Origin of the sequence: Streptomyces sp. MMBL 11-1 (genome assembly GCF_028622875.1) — a bacterium.
GTDB lineage: Bacteria > Actinomycetota > Actinomycetes > Streptomycetales > Streptomycetaceae > Streptomyces.
On the sequence record NZ_CP117709.1, the window covers coordinates 323,681 to 341,446 of the forward strand.

Genomic DNA, 17,766 nt, shown 5'->3' on the forward strand with positions numbered 1-17,766 from the left:
CTTCCTCGTCGGGCCCCGGAGCGGAGCCCACACTCTGTCGCTTGCAAAGTATGCGATTTACACCGAGAGTGCATACATGTCGGAAATAGTCAGTTGCGCGGAACGCGCCCCCGATGACGGAGGTGTCCGAGGTGCACACAGCTGGTGGGTTCCCCGATTGCCCGGGGGTGCTCCGGAGGCCCGCCATCGGGTCCAGGAGGCCATGCGGGCCTGGGGCGAACCGGCCGACCGGGTCGAGGCGGCGGCTCTGATCGTGACCGAACTGGTCACCAACGCCGTGCAGCACACCAGCACCCGGCGGATCCGCTGCCGGCTCCTGCGCTCCGCGGACGGCGTGCGCATCTGCGTATGGAATCGCGGCCGGGCCCGGATCCCGGCACCGGCCACCCCGGGTGACTCGGCGGGCCTTCCCGTCGGCGGGGTACCGGCGATGGGCGGCCACGAGGACGACGACGCACTCGACCGCCTGGCGGAGGACGGCAGGGGCCTCCTGCTCGTCGACGCGCTGGCGGCCCGCTGGGGCACGCGCGCCGCACTGGCGGGCCGCCTCGTCTGGGCCGACGTCTGAGCCTCCCCACGACACCCCGTCTCGCGACATCTCCGCGACGACGTCTCCACGAACCTCCACGAACCTCCGCGGACCTCCACGAACCTCCGCGGACCTCCGCGGACCTCCGCGGACCTCCGCGACCGATGGGACCGCCCGTCCGGGCGTCTCCTACTCCTCCCTCGGCCCTCGCGTGCTCAGGCGGGAGCGGTACGGCACTCCGGGTGGCCCCAGCCGTTCGGGTTCTTCGCGATCGGCTCCTTGGCCGCGTACGGCTTTCCGCAGTGGCACCGGCCCGCGAAGCGCGCCGCGATCGTGCCGGTGGACCGTCCGCCCCGCGAAGCGCCCGCGGCGCTCCGCCCCTTCGCGCCGCCCGACGCCCCGGACGCCTCCGATCGCCCCTTCGTGGACCGCGCGGGCGCGGGGACCGGCAGAGCCGTGGCGCCGTGCGCCGTACCGGCCGGGCACTGGGCCACGGCCGCCTCGCTGGCGGCCTGGTCGGCGATCGCGTTGAGCGGGTCCCCGTTCACCTGGTGTGCGGGGACGTAGCGGAACGTCACCGAGCGGTCGGCCAGCAGGGCGTCGATGCGGGTGACCAGCTCACGGTTGGCGACGGGCTTGCCGCCGGAGGTCTTCCAGCCGTTGCGCTTCCAGCCCGGCAGCCACTTGGTCACGGCGTTCATGGCGTACTGCGAGTCCATCCGCACCTCGACGCGCGCCGCCGGACCGGTGGACTCCAGCAGCTCCGCCAGCGCCGTCAGCTCGGCGACGTTGTTCGTCGCGGTGCCGAGCGGGCCGGCCTCCCAGCGCACGGGGCTCCCCTGCGCGTCGGCGACGACCCACGCCCAGGCGGCCGGACCCGGATTTCCCTTCGACGCCCCGTCACACGCGGCGATGATGCACTCGTTCATCCCTTGATCATGCCAGCCCCGCATGACCGGCCCGACCGGCCGCGCGGCCGGTCGGGCCCGACGCCCCCCCACCGCCGCCGTTGACCTCAACCAAACCTGAGGTCATAGCCTCCGAGTGAACCCGGGGCCGCACGGCCCACGGGATCCGCAGGCCGTCGGGGGAACCGGGGGCCGTCAGACCTCGGAGCGTCCCATGGACATGGAAGTCACGGCGTGGCATTCGCTGCACAGTGCGATGAACGCCCAGCAGGATCGCCGGCCCTTCTCCCGGAAGGCGTTGCGCCGCATCATGGCCTTTGCCCGGCCCCACCGGCGGCGGATCTACCGTTTCCTGCTGCTGAGCGTCCTGACCGCGCTGCTCGCGGTGGCCACCCCCCTGCTGGCCGGCAAGGTCGTCGACGCGATCGTGAACGGCGCGGACACCGGGACGGTCACCCGGATCGCCCTGCTCATCGCGCTCATCGCCGTCGTCGAGGCCGGTCTCGGCCTCCTCACCCGCTGGCTGTCATCGACCCTGGGCGAAGGCCTGATCCTGGACCTGCGCACCGCCGTCTTCGACCATGTGCAGAAGATGCCGGTGGCCTTCTTCACCCGGACCCGGACCGGCGCCCTGGTCAGCCGCCTCAACAACGATGTGATCGGCGCGCAGCGGGCCTTCAGCAATACGCTCTCCGGCGTCGTCTCCAACGTCGTCACGCTGCTGCTGACGCTCGCCGTGATGCTCACGATCTCCTGGCAGATCACGCTGCTCTCCCTGGTGCTGCTGCCGGTGTTCGTCGTGCCGGCCCGCCGGATGGGGGCCCGGATGGCGGGGCTCCAGCGGGAGGCGGCCGACCACAACGCCGCGATGGGCACCCAGATGACCGAGCGGTTCTCCGCCCCCGGCGCGACGCTGGTCAAACTCTTCGGGCGCCCCTCCGACGAGTCGGCCGAGTTCGCCGCCCGCGCCGACCGGGTACGTGACATCGGCGTCCGTACGGCGATGGCCCAGTCGGCGTTCATCACCGCCCTCACCCTGGTCTCCGCCCTGGCACTGGCCCTGGTCTACGGGCTCGGCGGCTACTACGCCCTGCGCGGCAGCCTGGAGCCGGGGGCCGTCGTGGCGTTGGCGCTGCTGCTGACCCGGCTGTACGCGCCGCTCACCGCGCTGGCCGGGGCCCGGGTCGAGGTGATGAGCGCGCTCGTCAGCTTCGAGCGGGTCTTCGAGATCCTGGACCTCAAGCCGCTGATCGAACAGAAGCCGGACGCCACCCGGGTGCCGGAGGGCCCGGTCTCCGTGGAGTTCGACAAGGTGTCCTTCGGCTACCCCTCCGCCGAGAAGGTCTCCCTCGCCTCGCTGGAGGAGGTCGCCACGCTCGACGAGCGGGGCGGTACACCGGTCCTGCACGAGGTCTCCTTCCGCGCCGAACCCGGCCAGATGATCGCCCTGGTGGGCTCCTCCGGCGCGGGCAAGTCGACCATCGCGCAGCTGCTGCCCCGGCTGTACGACACGGACTCCGGCGCCGTACGGCTGAACGGTGTCGACGTACGCGATCTGAGCGCGGACTCGATCCGGGACACGCTCGGCATGGTCACCCAGGACGGGCACCTCTTCCACGAGTCGGTGCGGGCCAACCTGCTGCTCGCCCGGCCCGACGCCTCCGAGGACGAGGTCTGGGACGCCCTGCGCCGCTCCCGGCTCGACGGTCTGATCGCCTCGCTGCCGGACGGGCTCGACACGGTGGTGGGCGAGCGCGGCTACCGGCTCTCCGGCGGGGAGCGCCAGCGCCTCACCATCGCCCGTCTGCTGCTGGCCCGCCAGCGGGTCGTGATCCTCGACGAGGCGACCGCGCACCTCGACTCCACCTCGGAGGCCGCCGTCCAGGAGGCGCTGACCGAAGCGCTGACGGGCCGGACCGCACTGGTGATCGCCCACCGGCTCTCGACCGTACGGGCGGCCGACCGGATCCTGGTGGTGGAGGCGGGCCGGATCGTCGAGAACGGCACGCACACCGAGCTGCTGGCCGCCGGCGGGCGGTACGAGGAGCTGTACCGCACCCAGTTCGAGCGGCCGGCATCGGACGGGGAGAGGCCGGTCCAGGCGGCCCGCTGACCCGGCGCACGCCCCACCCCGTCCGGCCGGACCTCACCGGCCGCACGCCCCCACGCCGTCCGGCCGGACCTCACCGGCCGGACGGCGTCAGCGCATGCCGACCCGGGCGAGGGACGCCCGCTCGGCGGTCCGCAGCCGTCGCAGGGCGTGGCCTCCGCACCGGCGCCACTCCTTGGGCGACACCCGCGGCCGGTGCCCGCCGTTGGTGACGAGCGCGTTCACCGACGTCATCGGGTCCGCCGCCATGGTCTTGGCCAGCAGCACGCCGACCACCAGCGGGAGCAGCGTGACGGCCAGGGCGGAGCCGGCGGTGGTGACGTGCTGGACGCAAAGGCGGCGCGGCGCTTCGGAGGTCATGCGGTCATCGAACAGCGGCCCGGACGCCCGGACATCGGGGAACGTACTCAGGGGCGCGGGACGGGCATACTCAGCCGCCCGCGGGGGGACGCTCACAGCGGCCGGGTACACGGATCCCGGCCGGGCCGCCGGACCACGGAGGGAGCGCCTCGATGGGTGACAGCCAGGGACCCGGCGACAGCGGGGAGCCCCGTGACAGCCAGGAGCTTCCGGGCGCGGACGCCGGCGGCGGGAGTCCGGCCGCGGCGGTGTTCGACGCGCTGGGAGCGGAGTACGAACGGGCCTTCGCCGCTTCGGCCGCCCACCGCGAGTCGCTGGAGAGGCTGCTGGCGGACCTGGCCCCGGGGAGCCGGGTCCTGGACGTGGGCAGCGGGACGGGCCGGCCCACGGCACGAACCCTGGCGGACGCGGGGCACCGGGTGCTGGGCGTCGACGTGTCGCCGGTGATGACGGCGCTCGCTGCCCGGCAGGTGCCGGAGGCGGAGTTCCGGTGTGCGGACGTCCGTGATCTCCCCCTGCCGGAGGGCGCGTTCGACGCGGTCTGCGTGTACTTCTCGCTGCTGCAGATGGAGCGCGAGGAGCAGCGCGAGCTGCTGGAGCGGCTCGCGCGGTCGCTGCGGCCGGGCGGACTGCTGGTCGCCGCGACGGTGCCGGTGGACGCCGCGGGCGTCGACGCGGTGTTCATGGGGCAGCCGGTCCGGGTCTCCAGCTTCGGCGCCGAGGAGTTCGCCGCCCTGTTCGCTCGGGCGGGGGTCACCGTGGAGTGGGAGCACAGCGCGCTGTTCATCCCGGACCACCCGGCCGGCGCACCCGAGCCGCAGCTTTTCCTGCACGGCCGCCGCAGCTGACGGCGCGGCCTTTCCACGCGACCCTCCCCACCCATTGGCTATCACAAAGAACAAGCCGAATGAATGACATGGGTGGCGCATTTGTGTTCCTTCACGAGAAGGTAATGCGATAGCAAAGTTCTTGTCTATATGCTCAGCTCCAGTCGCATCCGCGAGGAGCGATCGAATGGGCTTCCCGGCGCCTGCCTTCCGGCATACGGCGAGGTGAGGCACCTTCACCATTCCGAACATTCATCCGGTTTCACACAGCACATTCGTCAATATGACCCGACCACACCGCTCCCGGCACCGCCGGATGCAGGAGGCAGGCCACCATGCAGTCCCTCGTAGAACACGCCCGGACATTCACCGAGCACGTCGCCGCGAACGCAAAGCAATTCGAACATCTCGCGGACGGCCAGACCCCCGAAGCACTCTTCGTCACGTGCTCGGATTCACGTGTCGTCCCCTCACTGATCACCGGCGCCCGCCCGGGTCAGCTCTTCGAACTCCGCACCGCGGGCAACATCGTTCCGTCCTATCCGGCGGAGGACCGCCCCACGGGCGAGGCCGCGACCATCGAGTACGCGCTGCGCGCGCTCCAGGTGCGCGACATCATCGTGTGCGGGCACTCCCACTGCGGCGCCGTGGGCGCCGTGTTCCGCGGTGACGACCTCTCCGCCATGCCCGCCGTACGTCACTGGCTGGAGCACTCCACGGACGGCCGGGACCCGGCGGCGGACCCCGGCGACCTCCCCCTGGCGATCCAGGCCCACGCCCTCGCCCAGCTCAACACCCTGCGGGGCTACCCCGCGGTGCGCGAGCGGCTCGCCGAGGGAACCCTCGGCCTGCACGCCTGGTACTACGAAGTGCACACCGGCTCCGTCAGCGTTCACCGACCGGAACGCGGGACCGAGTTCGCCCGCCTTTGACGGTTTTCCCTCCCCCCACGCTCGCGCGCCCGGCCCCCGGGCCGGGCGCGACCGTACCCACAAGGGAAACCCACCGTGATTTCCGCGAAGGAACTCAAGAACCCCCACGTCGTACGGCGTGACCTGCTGGCGTCACTCGTCGTCTTCCTGGTCGCGCTGCCGATGTGCGTCGGCGTCGCCGTCGCCTCCGGAGTACCGGCGGAGCTGGGGCTGGTCACCGGCATCGTCGGCGGGCTGGTCGTCGGCTTCCTGCCGGGCAGCAGACTCCAGGTCAGCGGTCCGACCGCAGGCCTCACCGTGCTCGTCTACGAGGCGATCACGGAATTCGGCCTCAGCACGCTCGGCCCGATCGTGCTGGCCGCCGGACTGCTCCAGGTGGTGCTCGGTCTGGCGCGCTTCGGCCGCTGGTTCCGCGCCATCTCCGTCTCCGTGGTGCAGGGCATGCTCGGCGGCATCGGCCTGATCATCGTCTTCGGCCAGGTGTACGCCATGGCCGACACCGAACAGCCGGGCAGCAATCTCGCCACGCTGGCCGGACTGCCAGGTCTCGCCGTTGAGATCGTCACGAACCACGAGGCCCTGACCGCCTTCGGCCTCGGCGCCGGAACGGTCGCCGTGCTACTGCTGTGGCCGAAGCTCCCGGCCGCCGTACGCCGCGTCCCGGCGCCCCTCGTCGCGGTCGTCCTGGCCACCGCCATCGCCTCCCTGGCCGGGCTGCGGCCGGCGGTGGCCGATGTGAACGGGCTGCTGCAGGCCATCGCCCCGCCCGGCGGGGCGGAGTTCGCGCGGCTCGCCGATGTGACGATCATCGGCACCGTCCTGGCCATCGCACTCATCGCCTCGGCCGAGAGCCTGTTCAGCGCGGCGGCCGTCGACCGGATGCAGGACGGCCCACGCACCCACTACGACAAGGAGCTGGTGGCCCAAGGCGTCGGCAACACCCTCTGCGGGGCGCTCGGCGCGCTCCCGATGGCAGCGGTCATCGTCCGCAGCACTACCAACGTCCAGGCCGGGGCGACCACCGCGCTCTCCCGGATCGCCCACGGCCTGTGGCTGCTGCTCCTGGCCGCGCTGCTGCCCGCCGTCGTCGGAATCATCCCGCTGGCCGCGCTGGCCGGAATCCTCGTCCACGCCGGGTGCAAGCTGGTGCCCGCCAGGGAGTTCGGTCCGCTGTGGCGCGAACACCGCGGGGAGGCCCTGCTGCTGGCGGTCACCGCGATCGCCATCGTGGTGACCAACCTGTTCGAGGGGGTCGTGTTCGGCCTGCTGCTGGCGGTGGTCAAGTCGGCCTGGGAGACCTCGCACGTCCAGCTCACCACCCGCCGGCTCACCGGCGGCCGGGTCGTGGTGACCCTCACCGGGAACGCCACCTTCCTGCGGCTGCCCCGCATCCTGGAGCAGTTGGAGAAGCTCCCGCAGAACCAGCCCATAGAGCTGGACCTGACCGGTCTGCGCCACCTCGACCACGCCTGCCGGGTCGCCCTGGAGAACTGGGCGCGCCGGCACAACAACGCGGAGATCGAGCCGGTGACGATCCGCCGGTAGCCCGGGGGGGCGGGGTCCGGGCAGCCGTACGGCCCCGCCGCCCCACGACTTCGCGGCGGCCCCGGACGGGGGCCGCCGCGAAGTTTTGGGATCAGGCGGCCTGGGCGAGGAGTTCGGCGCGGCCGAAGAGGAGCGCGTAGCCGGGCGGCAGGCTGCTGACGACCCGGGTGACGAGATCATCGCCCAGCAGAACGGCGATCTGGCTCAGGACGACGCCGGCGTCCCACCGGGCGGTCGCCGGGGTGCCGCCGGTGTGCTCGGCGAGGTCACGGACGAAGGCCGCACCGGAGAGCTGCTTCACAGCGGGCACTTCGGAGGTGAACACCAGGGCGGCCTCCCTGGGCAGCGCCGCGGCGAGCGCGACGCGCTCGTCGCCGGTGACCTGCCGACCGAGGGCGCCCAGCACGGCGCGGAGGCTCGCCTCGGCCCGTTCGCGCGTCGGGTACGCGCCCTCGTAACGGATCTTCTCCAGCAGCCGGTCGACCGTCGGTGCGGCGGCGCTGGAAGGCTCATGGATCATCGTGGCGGCAGCCTTTCTCGTCAGTGCTGTTCGCATCTCAGTGCTGTTCGCATCGGGGCGCTGCCCACTCCGGCCGCTCACCGTCACGGCGGCGCGGAAGGGGCGGGCAGCGGGGTGGATCACGCTCACGCGTTCTTCGGATGCCCGCCGAAGAGCACGTCATACCCGGGCGGCAGTTGAAGCAGGATGCGCCGGGTGAGTTCCTCGCCCGCCGCCTCCGCGGCGACGCTCAGAACAGCGCCGACGTCCCAGCGGGCGGTCTGTTCGCCGGCTCCCTCGATCCAGGCCGCGGTGGCACGCACGAAGCGCTCCGGCGAGAGCGGTTCGGCAGCCTGAAGCGGGTTGAGCAGAATCAGGGCCATCGTCTCCGGCAGCCGGGCGGCCAGTTCGGCCCGTTCTCCGCCGACCAGATGAGCGCCGAGGAGGGCCAGGACGACGCGCGCGGCGCGTTCGGCCTCCGTCCGCGTCCCGTACTCGCCGCGCTCCCGGATCCGGTCCAGGAACGCCTCCCATCGCAGGGTCACCTCAGCTACCCCCTCGGGTCGTGCCGGGCGGGGCCGGGAGCGGGGAAAGGAAGGGGAATCCGTCCCGGCCCTCGCCGCTGTCGTGGGCCGACCGGGGTCAGCCCTTGATCTGCTTGCGCCGGGACTCCCCGCCGATGGCGATCTTGCGGGGCTTGGCGCGTTCGGCGATCGGGATGCGCAGCGTCAGCACCCCTGCCTCGTAATCGGCGTCGATCTGTTCGGTGTCGAGCGCGTCGGCGAGCACAATCTGCCGGGAGAAGACGCCCAGCGGGCGCTCGGAGAGCTCCATCTGCACATGGTCGGCGTTGGCGGCGGGGCGGCGCTCGGCCTTGACGGTCAGCATGTTCCGCTCGACGTCGATGTCGATCGCGTCCGGCGGGACGCCGGGGAGATCGAACGCCACCACGTACTCGTCGCCGTCGCGGTACGCGTCCATCGGCATCGCCGAGGGCCGCGACCAGGTGCCGGGGCGCAGGAGCTGCTCGGTGATCCGGTCGAGTTCACGGAAGGGGTCGGTACGCATCAGCATGACGGAAACACCTCCAGTCGATCGGGCGGACGGGCCCGTGCTTTTCACCTGAGACCGTTGTAGCATGTCATCCATTCGATGACAACTGGCCGTGTCGCCGAAAGGATGACCAATCTCCGAGAGAGCGAGGGAGCTCCCGTGTCCCCACGAGACAGGCCCGAGCCGTTCCCGCACCCCGCCCCGGACGCCGTGTCCCTCCTCGCGGCGGCAGCGGCCCTCAAGGACATCGACGAGGCGCTCCGCGGCGCCCACGCCGGCACCGCGGACACCGACTCCGGCCCCGCACCGACTACCGATCGGGCCCAGGCCCTGGCCTCGCTCCAGCTGTTGCGCGAGGTGCGGGAGCGGCTCGCGGGCTGGGAGACGGGGCTGATCGAGACGGCCCGCGCGGCCGGCGCGAGCTGGGCCGACCTGGCAGACCCGCTGGGCGTGGCCAGCCGTCAGGCGGCCGAGCGACGTTACCTGCGCCTGCGCCCCGGCACGGAGGGCAGCACCGGGGAGCAACGGGTCCGGGCGACCCGGGACCGCCGCGCCGGCGACCGCTCGATCACGGCTTGGGCACGGCAGAACGCGGCCGACCTCCGGTCCCTCGCCGGCCAGATCACCGCGCTGGCCGACCTCCCCGCCTCGGCCGACCCTTCCCTGGACCGGCTGCGACAGGCTCTCGGCGCGGACGACGCCGCCGCCCTGGTCGGCCCGCTGACCGCGCTCGGCCCCCATCTCACGCCGGAGCACCGGAAGTTGGCGGACCGGGTGGGTTCACTCGCCCGGCACACCAGCCGGCTGCGCGAGGACACGGCCGTCAAACGACGGAGCGAATGAACGACACCCCTGCGGGTCCTGGCCTCCCGGACCCACAGGGGTGCATGTGCGGCTCCCCGCCCCGCCGTACGGCTACGGCTTGCGGGCGACGAGCCCCCACTGGTCGACCGGCACCGCGTCGTCCTCCTCGGGCCTCCAGCGGTCGATCGAGACGAATCCCGGCTCGACCAGCTCCAGGCCCTTGGCGCAGTCGGTGATCTCCTCCGGCTTCCGGACGAGGTAGGGCGGGTTGTCCCCCGACGCGTACGCCTCCTGGGCGGCCAGCGTCTGAGGCGTCGTCACCGTGTCGCAGAGCACCAGGTAGCTCCCCGACGGCATCCGGGACAGGTACCGCTGGACGACCTCGACGCCCTCGGCCGGAACGAGGTGCCCCAGGGTCGAGAGCAGGAGAACGGCGACGGGTTCGGACAGGTCGAGCGTCTTGGCCGCCTCGTCCACGACCGCGTCCACATCGGACAGATCGGCGTCCACGTAGGCCGTGCGGCCCTCCGGAGCGCTGGTCAGGAGCGCCTCGGCGTGGGCCAGGACGATCGGGTCGTTGTCCACGTAGACGATCCGCGACTCGGGCGCGATGCTCTGCGCCACCTCGTGCGTGCTGTTCGCCACCGGAAGCCCGGTCCCGACGTCCAGGAACTGGCGCACCCCGGCCGAGGCCAGGTGGTGGATCGCGCGGATCTGGAAGGCGCGCGAGGCACGGGCGATGTCGACCATCTGCGGGTAGGCCGCGCTCACCACGTCGGCCAGCTCCCGGTCCACCGGGTAGTGGTCCTTGCCGCCCAGCCATGCGTTCCAGACGCGCGCGGAGTGGGGAATGTCGGACCGGATCCGGCGGCGGAAATCGTCGTTGTCGACGCTCATGTCTCTCCTCTACTCACTGTCCGTACAAGGCCGTTGACCGCATTCCCGCTGGCCGGGGCCCTGGAGGTGACCGTACCCCGCCGCCCGGCGGCACGCAGCGGGGGTGGGTCACCGACGCACCGCTTTACTGGCCGGTAGCCGTCTATGCGACGCAGGTCACACTCCTCTACGGTCGGGGCACTGCCCGGGCCCCTCCACCTCGGCGAGCCGCCGACCCGGCCCGGGCAACCCCTGTCTCCCGCCCCAGGAGGTCCCATGCCACCCCCCGCCGCCCGCCGCTCCTGGCGCAGGCTTCCCGGCGCCCTGCTCGCCGCCACCCTCGGAGCGGTCGCCCTCGGAGCCCCCTCCCCCGCATCGGCGTCGAACACCGCCGCCGAAGGGGACTACCTCGTCGGGCGCGGCATCGCCGATGTCACGGGCGAGGCCGCCGAGACCGGGATGATGGGCTACTCCAGCTTCGACCAGAAGACCTCGGGCATCCACCAGCGGCAGAGGTCGCGCGCCTTCGTCGTCGTCGACCGGGCGAGCGGCAAGCGCGTGGTGTACGTCAACGCCGACCTCGCGATGATCTTCCAGTCGGTCCGGCAGGGCGTCATGGCCCGGTTGAAGGAGCGTTACGGCAGCCTGTACGGCGAGGAGAACGTCCTCCTCTCGGCCACCCACACCCACTCGGGGCCCGGTGGATACTCCCACCACGTCGCCTACAACCTGTCCGTCCTCGGCTTCCAGAAGGAGACCTACCGGGCCGTCGTCGACGGCATCACGGACTCCGTCACCAAGGCCCACGAGGACCTGAAACCCGGCACGATGAGCCTGGGCACGGGAGCCCTCACCAACGCCAGCGTCAACCGCTCCCGGGAGGCGTTCGACCGCAATCCCGCCGCCGACCGGGCGGCCTTCCCCGACGCGATCGACCCGGCGATGACCGTGCTGCGCTTCCAGCAGGGCGACAGGGAAGCGGGCGCGATCAGCTGGTTCGCCACCCACAACACCTCGATCACCAACAAGAACACGCTCATCAGCCCCGACAACAAGGGCTACGCCGCCTACGCCTGGGAGCACGACCACGAGGGCGTGCGGTACCTCGACGACGCCCCCGGGTTCGTCGCGGCCTTCCCCAACACCAACGCCGGCGACATGTCTCCGAACCTCAACCTGAAGCCGGGGTCCGGGCCCACCGAGGACGAGTTCGAGAACACGCGCGTCATCGGCGAGCGCCAGCTCGACAAGGCCCGCGAGATCTACGACGACACACGGCCCGTCTCCGGAGGAGTCGATTCCCGGCTCGCCTACGTCGACATGGAGAACGTGACCGTACGCCCCGAGTACACCCCGGACGGCGAGGAGCACCGCACCTGCCCCGCCGTCGTGGGCGCGTCCACGCTCGCGGGCAGCGTCGAGGACGGTCCCGCGATCCCCGGCTTCGAGGAAGGCACGCGCACCCCGGTCGCGGGCATCATCGACGCGTTGCGCGTCGACACCCCGTCCTGGCTCGCGACCTGCCAGTACCCCAAGGCGAGCCTGATCCCCACGGGGCTGCTGAGCAACGTCCACCCGGTCACCCCGAAACGCCTCCCGCTCCAGATCATGAAGATCGGCGAGCTGCACCTGGTGGCCGCCCCGGGCGAGTTCACGATCACCTCCGGCCTCCGCGTACGCCGTACGGTGGCCGAGCGGCTGGGCGTCCCGCTGGACCGCGTCCTGCTCCAGGGGTACGCCAACGCCTACAGCCAGTACGTCACGACGCCGGAGGAGTACGACACCCAGAACTACGAGGGCGGCTCCACGCTGTACGGCCGCTACACCTTGCCCGCCTACCAGCAGGAGTACGCCCGGATCGCTGATTCCCTCCGCGAGGGCACCCCGCTGGAGCAGGGCGCGACGCCTCCGGACGAGTCGGGCCGGCAGTTCACCTTCCAGACGGGGGTCGTGTACGACAACCCGCCCGCCGGCAAGGCGTTCGGCGGCGTCCTGAAGGCCCCGGAGACCTCGTACGCGCGGGGCACCACCGCGACCGTCGAGTTCGCCACCGGACATCCGAAGAACGACGTCCGCCGGGGCTCCACCTTCCTGGAGGTGCAGCGGCTGGAGAACGGCACCTGGCGGCGGGTGCTGGACGACGGCGACTGGGAGACCGCCTACCGCTGGACGCGGCTGAACGGTCTGACCGGCACTTCGAAGGCCACCATCACCTGGGACATCGCGGCGGACACCGCACCCGGCACCTACCGGATCGTGCACCACGGGGACGCCAAGAGCCTGCTCGGGAGGATCACGCCGTTCACCGGGGCGACGGGGTCCTTCACGGTCAACTGAGGGCTACGGGGGTGCGCGGGGTGGGCTGGAACCAGGCGGGGCCCTCGGTGAGGGACTGCTTGATCCGGAACAGGGCGAACTCGCCGAGCGGCGGGAGCCCGTCCAGCGGGAACCAGCCCACCTCCAGCGACTCGTCGTCGTTGACCCGCGCCTCGCCGCCGGTCGCCCGGCAGCGGAAGGTGACGTCGAGGTACTGACAGATGTCGCCGTTGGCGTACTGCACGGGCTTCAGCGCCTGCGTGAGCACCACCCGCTCGGCCACGCAGTGCACGCCGGTCTCCTCCAGCACCTCGCGCTCCGCCGTCGCCGCCGGCTCCTCCCCCGGTTCGGAGATCCCGCCGATGACCGACCACTTCCCGGTGTCCGCGCGCCGCCCGAGCAGCACGCGGCCCTCGTCGTCGAGGACGACGGCCGTCACCCCGGGCAGCAGGAGCAACTGGTGCCCGGCGGTGGCGCGGATGTCACGGATGAAGTCGGGGGTAGCCATGCATCCGAGCCTACGTGGCCGGGTCAGGTGCTACCGCGCGGTGGCCCCGCTCCGGCGTGCGCGGAACGCCGAGACGCTCACCCAGCCCAGGCCCGCCAGGGCCAGCAGCGCGATGACGCCCTCGGGCAGCGGGCCCATCCGGGTGGCGGGGGTGAGCGAGGAGCGCAGTGGGACCTCGTCCACGAGTGCGTCGGGGGTGAACATCCCGCTCTTCTCGACGATCGTGCCGTCCGGGCGGATCACCGCGCTGACCCCGCTGGTGACGGGGACGACGACGGCCCGGCCGTGCTCGACGGCCCGCACCTGCGACATGGCCAGCTGCTGGTAGGTCATCTCGCTGCGGCCGAACGTCGCGTTGTTGCTCGGCACGGCGATCATCTGGCCGCCGTGCTTGACGGTGTCGCGTACGGCGTCGTCGAAGGCGGCCTCGTAACAGGTCACGAGCCCCACCCGCGTCCCCGCGAGGTCGAAGACTCCGACCTCGGTGCCGGGGACGAACTCGCGCTGCACCCGGTCGACGTCCTCGCTGAAGAAGCGGGCGACGGTGCGCATCGGCATGTACTCGCCGAACGGCTGGATGTGCCGCTTGTCGTAGGTGTCGACGGGACCCTGGTCGGGGTCCCACTCGATCAGGGTGTTGCGGAGGCTCTCGGAGCCCTTCTCGACCACCGAGCCGACGACCGTGGGGGCGCCGATCGCCTTGACGGCGTCGTCGATGACCTGGCGGGCGTCCGCGTTGAGGTAGGGGTCGAGGTCGGAGGAGTTCTCCGGCCACAGCACGAAGTCGGGCTGCTTCTCCTTGCCGGCCTTCACGTCCTCGGCCAGCTGCTCGGTGCGCCGGGCGTGGTTGTCGAGGACCGCGCGGCGCTGGGCGTTGAAGTCCAGGCCCAGGCGCGGCACGTTGCCCTGGATCGCGGCGACGGTGGCCGTGCCGTTCTCCGCCGATCCGTCGACCAGGGGCAGCGCGGCGAGCGCCCCGGCGACCGGCACGAGGACGCTCACGGCGGCGCCGACGACGGCCGCGCGCGGAACCTTTCCGGTCCTGCGGTACGCGACGAACCGGCGCACGGCCTCGTAGAGCCCGAAGCCGCACAGCACGACGGCGAAGGAGAGCAGCGGGGTGCCGCCGAGCGCGGCGAGCGGCAGGAAGAGGCTCTCGGACTGGCCGAAGGCGATCTTGCCCCAGGGGAAGCCGCCGAACGGGATCCGGGCACGGACCGCCTCGTCCAGCGTCCAGACCGCGGCCGCCCACACGGGCCAGTACGCGAGCCGGGTCACGGCGGCGATCCCGAGGCACCCCACCGCGATGAAGAGCGCTTCCGCGGCGGCCAGGGCCAGCCATGGCACCGGTCCGACGTCCTCGCCGGTCCAGTGCAGCAGCGGGAGCATGAAGCCGAGGCCGGACAGGAGGCCCAGGCCGAGGGCGGCCCGGAGCCTGCGCCCGTGCAGCACCCATCCCAGCAGCGCGAATCCGGGCAGCACGAGCCACCACAGGGGCCGGGGCGGGAAGCTCGCGTAGAGCAGCAGTCCGGACAGCACGGCGGCGGCCGGGCGGAGGAGCCGCGGCAGCGGTCCGGCGGCCGGGGAGGCTGTGGCGGGCGGCGGGTCGTCGACGGGAGTCATGGTGGCGCTCACCCGGCGGAGTCTACGGTGGGCGGCGGGGAGCGGCGGCGTTGACCTGCGTGGGGCGGGGACGGCGGCGGCTTCGGGGTGGCTCGCCGACGGCAGCGCGGCCGGTCGCCGGGACGGTGGCCCGTGGCCGACGCTGCCCGGGCCGGTGGCCCGGTCAGTCGCCGGGCCGTTTGCCGGAGGCCGGCAGCCGCAGGCGTTGCCGGATGAACCGTACGGCCGTCTCCGCGTCGTCGACCGTGATGGTGAAGACGCGGCCGTCGCCGAGGCGCAGGGCCATGCCCTCGCCCTTGCGGACCACGACGGCGGTGCCCTGCTCGGGACGCCAGCGGTAGCCCCAGCCGCCCCACTGGCGCGGATGGATATGGGGGACGAACTCCGCGCCCGTCACATGGCTGAGCAGGATCCGGCGGCGCGGCAGGCCGGCGTGGCCGCAGCGCACCTCCAGGCTGTCCCCGTCGACCTTGACGGTCACATGGACGAAGGCGAGTGTTCCGAAGAGGATCAGCAGTCCGGCGGCGAGGCAGCCGATCACCGACATGAGCAGCGGGGCGATGCCCGAGGTCCACGCGCCGTCGACGGCCAGCTCGATGCCGAGGGCCACGCAGCCCGCGCCCGCGAGGGCCAGCAGCCACTGGAGCCGGTTGGTGGCGCGGCCGTTCCACTCCGTGGGCGGCGGCCGGCTCGACCCGTGCCTCGTACGCTCGGGGTGGTCCGTCATAGGCAGCAGCGTAGCCGCGTTCCGGGCTCCCGGCCGGGGCCACGGGGGCCGATCGGGCTACCCGGCCCTGATCCCCCGGGCGCTCCCGGCGGGCCGGGTCAGCGGACGGGTACCGCGGCGGCCAGCATCCGGCCCTCGGCGTAGGTCAGGGCGGCCTCCGGGAGGGCGGCGGGGCGGCCGGCCCGGAGCACGGTGAGCCTGCCGGAGGGCCCGGCCACCGGGGCGGAGCCCGCTCCGATCCGGCGCAGCGCCTGGGCGGCGACCGCTCCGGCGGACCCGTGCAGGGCGAGCGGCGGGCGGCCGGGCCGCTGCACGGCCTCGCGGATCCGGGCCGCGACCAGCTCGTAGTGGGTGCAGCCGAGGACGACGGCCCGCACGTCGGCCGGGGTGAGGGCGGCGGCAGCCGCGACGGCCCGGTCGATCCCGGCCTCGTCACCGTGCTCCAACGCGTCGGCGAGCCCGGGGCACGGGACCTCGGTGACGTCGGCGGGCCCGCCGAAGTCCGCGATCAGCCCGCGCTGGTAGGGGCTGCCGGTGGTGGCCGGGGTGGCCCAGATGGCGACGGAGCCGCCGCCCGCCGCGGCCGGCTTGATCGCGGGGACCGTGCCGATGACGGGCAGCGCGGGCTCCAGCTCGGCGCGGAGCGCCGGCAGGGCGTGGACGGAGGCGGTGTTGCAGGCGACGATCAGCGCGTCCGGCCGGTGGGCGGCGGCGGCGCGGGCGACGTCCAGGGCGAGCGCGGTGATGTCCTCGGGGGTGCGGGGCCCCCAGGGCATGGAACCGGGGTCCGAGGAGAGGACGAGTTCGGCGTCGGGCCGCAGGCGGCGTACCGCGGCCGCTGCCGCCAGCAGGCCGATTCCGGAGTCCATGAGCGCGATCTTCACCCGGTCACCCTAGCCGACAGCCCTTGCGGACCGGGCTCAGTGGGGCAGACTGCGGCGGATGAGCGCCGTTGCCTGGATCGCCGTGGGTTCCCTGATCGCGTGGGTGTGGCTGCTGCTGGGGCAGGGCTTCTACTGGCGGACGGACCAGCGGCTCCCCCGGCGCACCGACCCGGCGCGCTGGCCGTCGGTGGCGGTGGTGGTGCCGGCCCGCGACGAGGCGGAGATGCTGCCGGTGAGCCTGCCGTCACTGCTGGTCCAGGACTACCCGGGAGACGTCCGGATCGTCCTCGTCGACGACTGCAGCAGCGACGGCACCGGGCAGCTGGCCCGGGAGCTGGCCGCCCGGTACGGCGGGCTCCCGCTGACCGTGGTGACGCCCGGGGAGCCGGAGCGGGGCTGGACGGGCAAGCTCTGGGCCCTGCGGCACGGGATCGCCGTGGCCCGGCGGGACAAGCCGGATTTCCTGTTGCTGACCGACGCGGACATCGCACACGAGCCGGACAGCCTGCGCGAACTGGTGGCCGCGGCCGGCTCCGGGGGCGAGGGCGGCTTCGACCTGGTGTCGCAGATGGCGCGACTGCGGGTGGAGAGCGTCTGGGAGCGTCTTGTGGTGCCCGCGTTCGTCTACTTCTTCGGGCAGCTCTACCCGTTCCGCCGGGTGAACCGGGCCCGGTCACGGACGGCGGCGGCCGCGGGGGGCTGCGTCCTCCTGCGCACCGACGCGGCCGAGCGGGCCCGGATCCCGGACTCGATCCGGCAGGCGGTGATCGACGACGTGTCGCTGGCGCGTGAGGTGCGGCGCAGCGGCGGCCGGATCTGGCTGGGGCTCGCGGACCGGGTGGACAGCGTGCGGCCGTATCCGCGGCTGGCCGACCTGTGGCGGATGGTCGCGCGGAGCGCCTACGCCCAGCTGCGGCACAGTCCGCTGCTGCTGGCGGGGACGGTGCCGGGGCTGCTGCTCGTCTACGCGGCGCCGCCCGCGACGCTGGCGGCGGGGCTGCTGGCGGGTGACGGGGCGGCGGCCTGGGCGGGCGGCGCGGCGTGGGCGGTGATGACGGCGACGTATCTGCCGATGCTCGCGTACTACCGTCAGTCGCTGTGGCTGGGGCCGCTGCTGCCGCTGACGGCGGTGCTGTACCTGCTGATGACGGTGGACTCGGCCGTCCAGCACTACCGGGGGCGGGGCGCTGCCTGGAAGGGCCGCACGTACGCGCGCCCGGAGGCCGCGCCCGACCGGTGACGCCGTGATGAGGGCGGGCGGGCGC

18 protein-coding genes are annotated in these 17,766 nt (G+C 72.8%); 8 read left to right on the forward strand and 10 right to left on the reverse strand.

The window, feature by feature from the left end; genetic code table 11:
* Nucleotides 1-157: 157 nt before the first annotated feature.
* Nucleotides 158-568 (forward strand): ATP-binding protein, encoded by a 411-nt coding sequence (locus PSQ21_RS01410; protein ID WP_274028552.1) that lies wholly within the window; start codon nucleotides 158-160, stop codon nucleotides 566-568.
* A gap of 176 nt (nucleotides 569-744) precedes the next feature.
* On the opposite strand, the gene PSQ21_RS01415 is transcribed toward PSQ21_RS01410, so the two are convergent.
* Nucleotides 745-1,458 (reverse strand): ribonuclease H family protein, encoded by a 714-nt coding sequence (locus PSQ21_RS01415; RefSeq protein WP_274028553.1) that lies wholly within the window; start codon nucleotides 1,456-1,458, stop codon nucleotides 745-747.
* Nucleotides 1,459-1,651: 193 nt separating this feature from the next.
* On the opposite strand from PSQ21_RS01415, the gene PSQ21_RS01420 reads away from it, so the two are divergent.
* Nucleotides 1,652-3,550 carry an ABC transporter ATP-binding protein gene (locus PSQ21_RS01420; RefSeq protein WP_274028554.1) on the forward strand — a complete coding sequence of 633 codons (1,899 nt, stop codon included), beginning with the start codon at nucleotides 1,652-1,654 and terminating at the stop codon, nucleotides 3,548-3,550.
* 87 nt (nucleotides 3,551-3,637) lie between these two features.
* Here the strand turns inward: PSQ21_RS01420 and PSQ21_RS01425 are convergent, their stop codons facing one another.
* On the reverse strand, nucleotides 3,638-3,907 hold the full coding sequence (locus PSQ21_RS01425; protein ID WP_274028555.1) for a hypothetical protein: 270 nt from the start codon (nucleotides 3,905-3,907) through the stop codon (nucleotides 3,638-3,640).
* Nucleotides 3,908-4,059: 152 nt separating this feature from the next.
* On the opposite strand from PSQ21_RS01425, the gene PSQ21_RS01430 reads away from it, so the two are divergent.
* From PSQ21_RS01430 to PSQ21_RS01440, 3 genes are all read left to right on the forward strand, one after another.
* Entirely contained in the window at nucleotides 4,060-4,755 is a 696-nt protein-coding gene (locus PSQ21_RS01430; RefSeq protein WP_274028556.1) for a class I SAM-dependent methyltransferase, read from the forward strand.
* A gap of 314 nt (nucleotides 4,756-5,069) precedes the next feature.
* A complete protein-coding gene (locus PSQ21_RS01435) occupies nucleotides 5,070-5,666 on the forward strand; it encodes a carbonic anhydrase (protein ID WP_274028557.1) in 597 nt (198 codons plus the stop codon).
* A 75-nt stretch (nucleotides 5,667-5,741) separates the two neighbouring features.
* Nucleotides 5,742-7,211: a SulP family inorganic anion transporter gene (locus PSQ21_RS01440; RefSeq protein ID WP_274028558.1), complete on the forward strand. Its 1,470-nt coding sequence runs from the start codon at nucleotides 5,742-5,744 to the stop codon at nucleotides 7,209-7,211.
* A gap of 91 nt (nucleotides 7,212-7,302) precedes the next feature.
* Here the strand turns inward: PSQ21_RS01440 and PSQ21_RS01445 are convergent, their stop codons facing one another.
* From PSQ21_RS01445 to PSQ21_RS01455, 3 genes are all read right to left on the reverse strand, one after another.
* Nucleotides 7,303-7,731, reverse strand: coding sequence for a DUF2267 domain-containing protein (locus PSQ21_RS01445; RefSeq protein ID WP_274028559.1), 429 nt, complete (start codon nucleotides 7,729-7,731; stop codon nucleotides 7,303-7,305).
* A 125-nt stretch (nucleotides 7,732-7,856) separates the two neighbouring features.
* Nucleotides 7,857-8,255: a DUF2267 domain-containing protein gene (locus PSQ21_RS01450; RefSeq protein WP_097870484.1), complete on the reverse strand. Its 399-nt coding sequence runs from the start codon at nucleotides 8,253-8,255 to the stop codon at nucleotides 7,857-7,859.
* A 97-nt stretch (nucleotides 8,256-8,352) separates the two neighbouring features.
* Nucleotides 8,353-8,784: an Hsp20/alpha crystallin family protein gene (locus PSQ21_RS01455; protein WP_274028560.1), complete on the reverse strand. Its 432-nt coding sequence runs from the start codon at nucleotides 8,782-8,784 to the stop codon at nucleotides 8,353-8,355.
* Between the two features lie 138 nt (nucleotides 8,785-8,922).
* On the opposite strand from PSQ21_RS01455, the gene PSQ21_RS01460 reads away from it, so the two are divergent.
* Nucleotides 8,923-9,606, forward strand: coding sequence for an HSP18 transcriptional regulator (locus tag PSQ21_RS01460; protein WP_274028561.1), 684 nt, complete (start codon nucleotides 8,923-8,925; stop codon nucleotides 9,604-9,606).
* A 72-nt stretch (nucleotides 9,607-9,678) separates the two neighbouring features.
* Here PSQ21_RS01460 and PSQ21_RS01465 read toward each other — a convergent pair whose 3' ends face one another.
* A complete protein-coding gene (locus tag PSQ21_RS01465; RefSeq protein ID WP_274028562.1) occupies nucleotides 9,679-10,464 on the reverse strand; it encodes an SAM-dependent methyltransferase in 786 nt (261 codons plus the stop codon).
* A gap of 255 nt (nucleotides 10,465-10,719) precedes the next feature.
* On the opposite strand from PSQ21_RS01465, the gene PSQ21_RS01470 reads away from it, so the two are divergent.
* On the forward strand, nucleotides 10,720-12,780 hold the full coding sequence (locus PSQ21_RS01470) for a neutral/alkaline ceramidase (protein WP_274028563.1): 2,061 nt from the start codon (nucleotides 10,720-10,722) through the stop codon (nucleotides 12,778-12,780).
* On the opposite strand, the gene PSQ21_RS01475 is transcribed toward PSQ21_RS01470, so the two are convergent.
* From PSQ21_RS01475 to PSQ21_RS01490, 4 genes are all read right to left on the reverse strand, one after another.
* The gene (locus PSQ21_RS01475) at nucleotides 12,773-13,267 is read right to left on the reverse strand and encodes an NUDIX hydrolase (RefSeq protein WP_274028564.1); all 495 of its coding nucleotides are present in this window, start codon (nucleotides 13,265-13,267) and stop codon (nucleotides 12,773-12,775) included. The two genes, PSQ21_RS01470 and PSQ21_RS01475, sit on opposite strands and share 8 nt — an antisense overlap.
* A gap of 30 nt (nucleotides 13,268-13,297) precedes the next feature.
* Nucleotides 13,298-14,890, reverse strand: coding sequence for an apolipoprotein N-acyltransferase (gene lnt / locus PSQ21_RS01480; RefSeq protein ID WP_274035604.1), 1,593 nt, complete (start codon nucleotides 14,888-14,890; stop codon nucleotides 13,298-13,300).
* Nucleotides 14,891-15,053: 163 nt separating this feature from the next.
* Nucleotides 15,054-15,617, reverse strand: coding sequence for a hypothetical protein (locus PSQ21_RS01485; protein ID WP_274028565.1), 564 nt, complete (start codon nucleotides 15,615-15,617; stop codon nucleotides 15,054-15,056).
* Nucleotides 15,618-15,715: 98 nt separating this feature from the next.
* Nucleotides 15,716-16,501 carry a glutamate racemase gene (locus PSQ21_RS01490; RefSeq protein WP_274028566.1) on the reverse strand — a complete coding sequence of 262 codons (786 nt, stop codon included), beginning with the start codon at nucleotides 16,499-16,501 and terminating at the stop codon, nucleotides 15,716-15,718.
* A 58-nt stretch (nucleotides 16,502-16,559) separates the two neighbouring features.
* On the opposite strand from PSQ21_RS01490, the gene PSQ21_RS01495 reads away from it, so the two are divergent.
* Entirely contained in the window at nucleotides 16,560-17,741 is a 1,182-nt protein-coding gene (locus PSQ21_RS01495) for a glycosyltransferase (RefSeq protein ID WP_274028567.1), read from the forward strand.
* Nucleotides 17,742-17,766: the final 25 nt, after the last annotated feature.

Coding starts and splice junctions, on each gene's coding strand:
- PSQ21_RS01445 (WP_274028559.1), bottom strand. CDS start 7,731: ATGATCCATGAGCCTTCCAGCGCCGCCGCACCGACGGTCGACCGGCTG.
- PSQ21_RS01415 (WP_274028553.1), bottom strand. CDS start 1,458: ATGAACGAGTGCATCATCGCCGCGTGTGACGGGGCGTCGAAGGGAAAT.
- PSQ21_RS01455 (WP_274028560.1), bottom strand. CDS start 8,784: ATGCTGATGCGTACCGACCCCTTCCGTGAACTCGACCGGATCACCGAG.
- PSQ21_RS01435 (WP_274028557.1), top strand. CDS start 5,070: ATGCAGTCCCTCGTAGAACACGCCCGGACATTCACCGAGCACGTCGCC.
- PSQ21_RS01475 (WP_274028564.1), bottom strand. CDS start 13,267: ATGGCTACCCCCGACTTCATCCGTGACATCCGCGCCACCGCCGGGCAC.
- PSQ21_RS01495 (WP_274028567.1), top strand. CDS start 16,560: ATGAGCGCCGTTGCCTGGATCGCCGTGGGTTCCCTGATCGCGTGGGTG.
- PSQ21_RS01470 (WP_274028563.1), top strand. CDS start 10,720: ATGCCACCCCCCGCCGCCCGCCGCTCCTGGCGCAGGCTTCCCGGCGCC.
- PSQ21_RS01485 (WP_274028565.1), bottom strand. CDS start 15,617: ATGACGGACCACCCCGAGCGTACGAGGCACGGGTCGAGCCGGCCGCCG.
- PSQ21_RS01430 (WP_274028556.1), top strand. CDS start 4,060: ATGGGTGACAGCCAGGGACCCGGCGACAGCGGGGAGCCCCGTGACAGC.
- lnt (WP_274035604.1), bottom strand. CDS start 14,890: ATGACTCCCGTCGACGACCCGCCGCCCGCCACAGCCTCCCCGGCCGCC.
- PSQ21_RS01465 (WP_274028562.1), bottom strand. CDS start 10,464: ATGAGCGTCGACAACGACGATTTCCGCCGCCGGATCCGGTCCGACATT.
- PSQ21_RS01420 (WP_274028554.1), top strand. CDS start 1,652: ATGGACATGGAAGTCACGGCGTGGCATTCGCTGCACAGTGCGATGAAC.
- PSQ21_RS01425 (WP_274028555.1), bottom strand. CDS start 3,907: ATGACCTCCGAAGCGCCGCGCCGCCTTTGCGTCCAGCACGTCACCACC.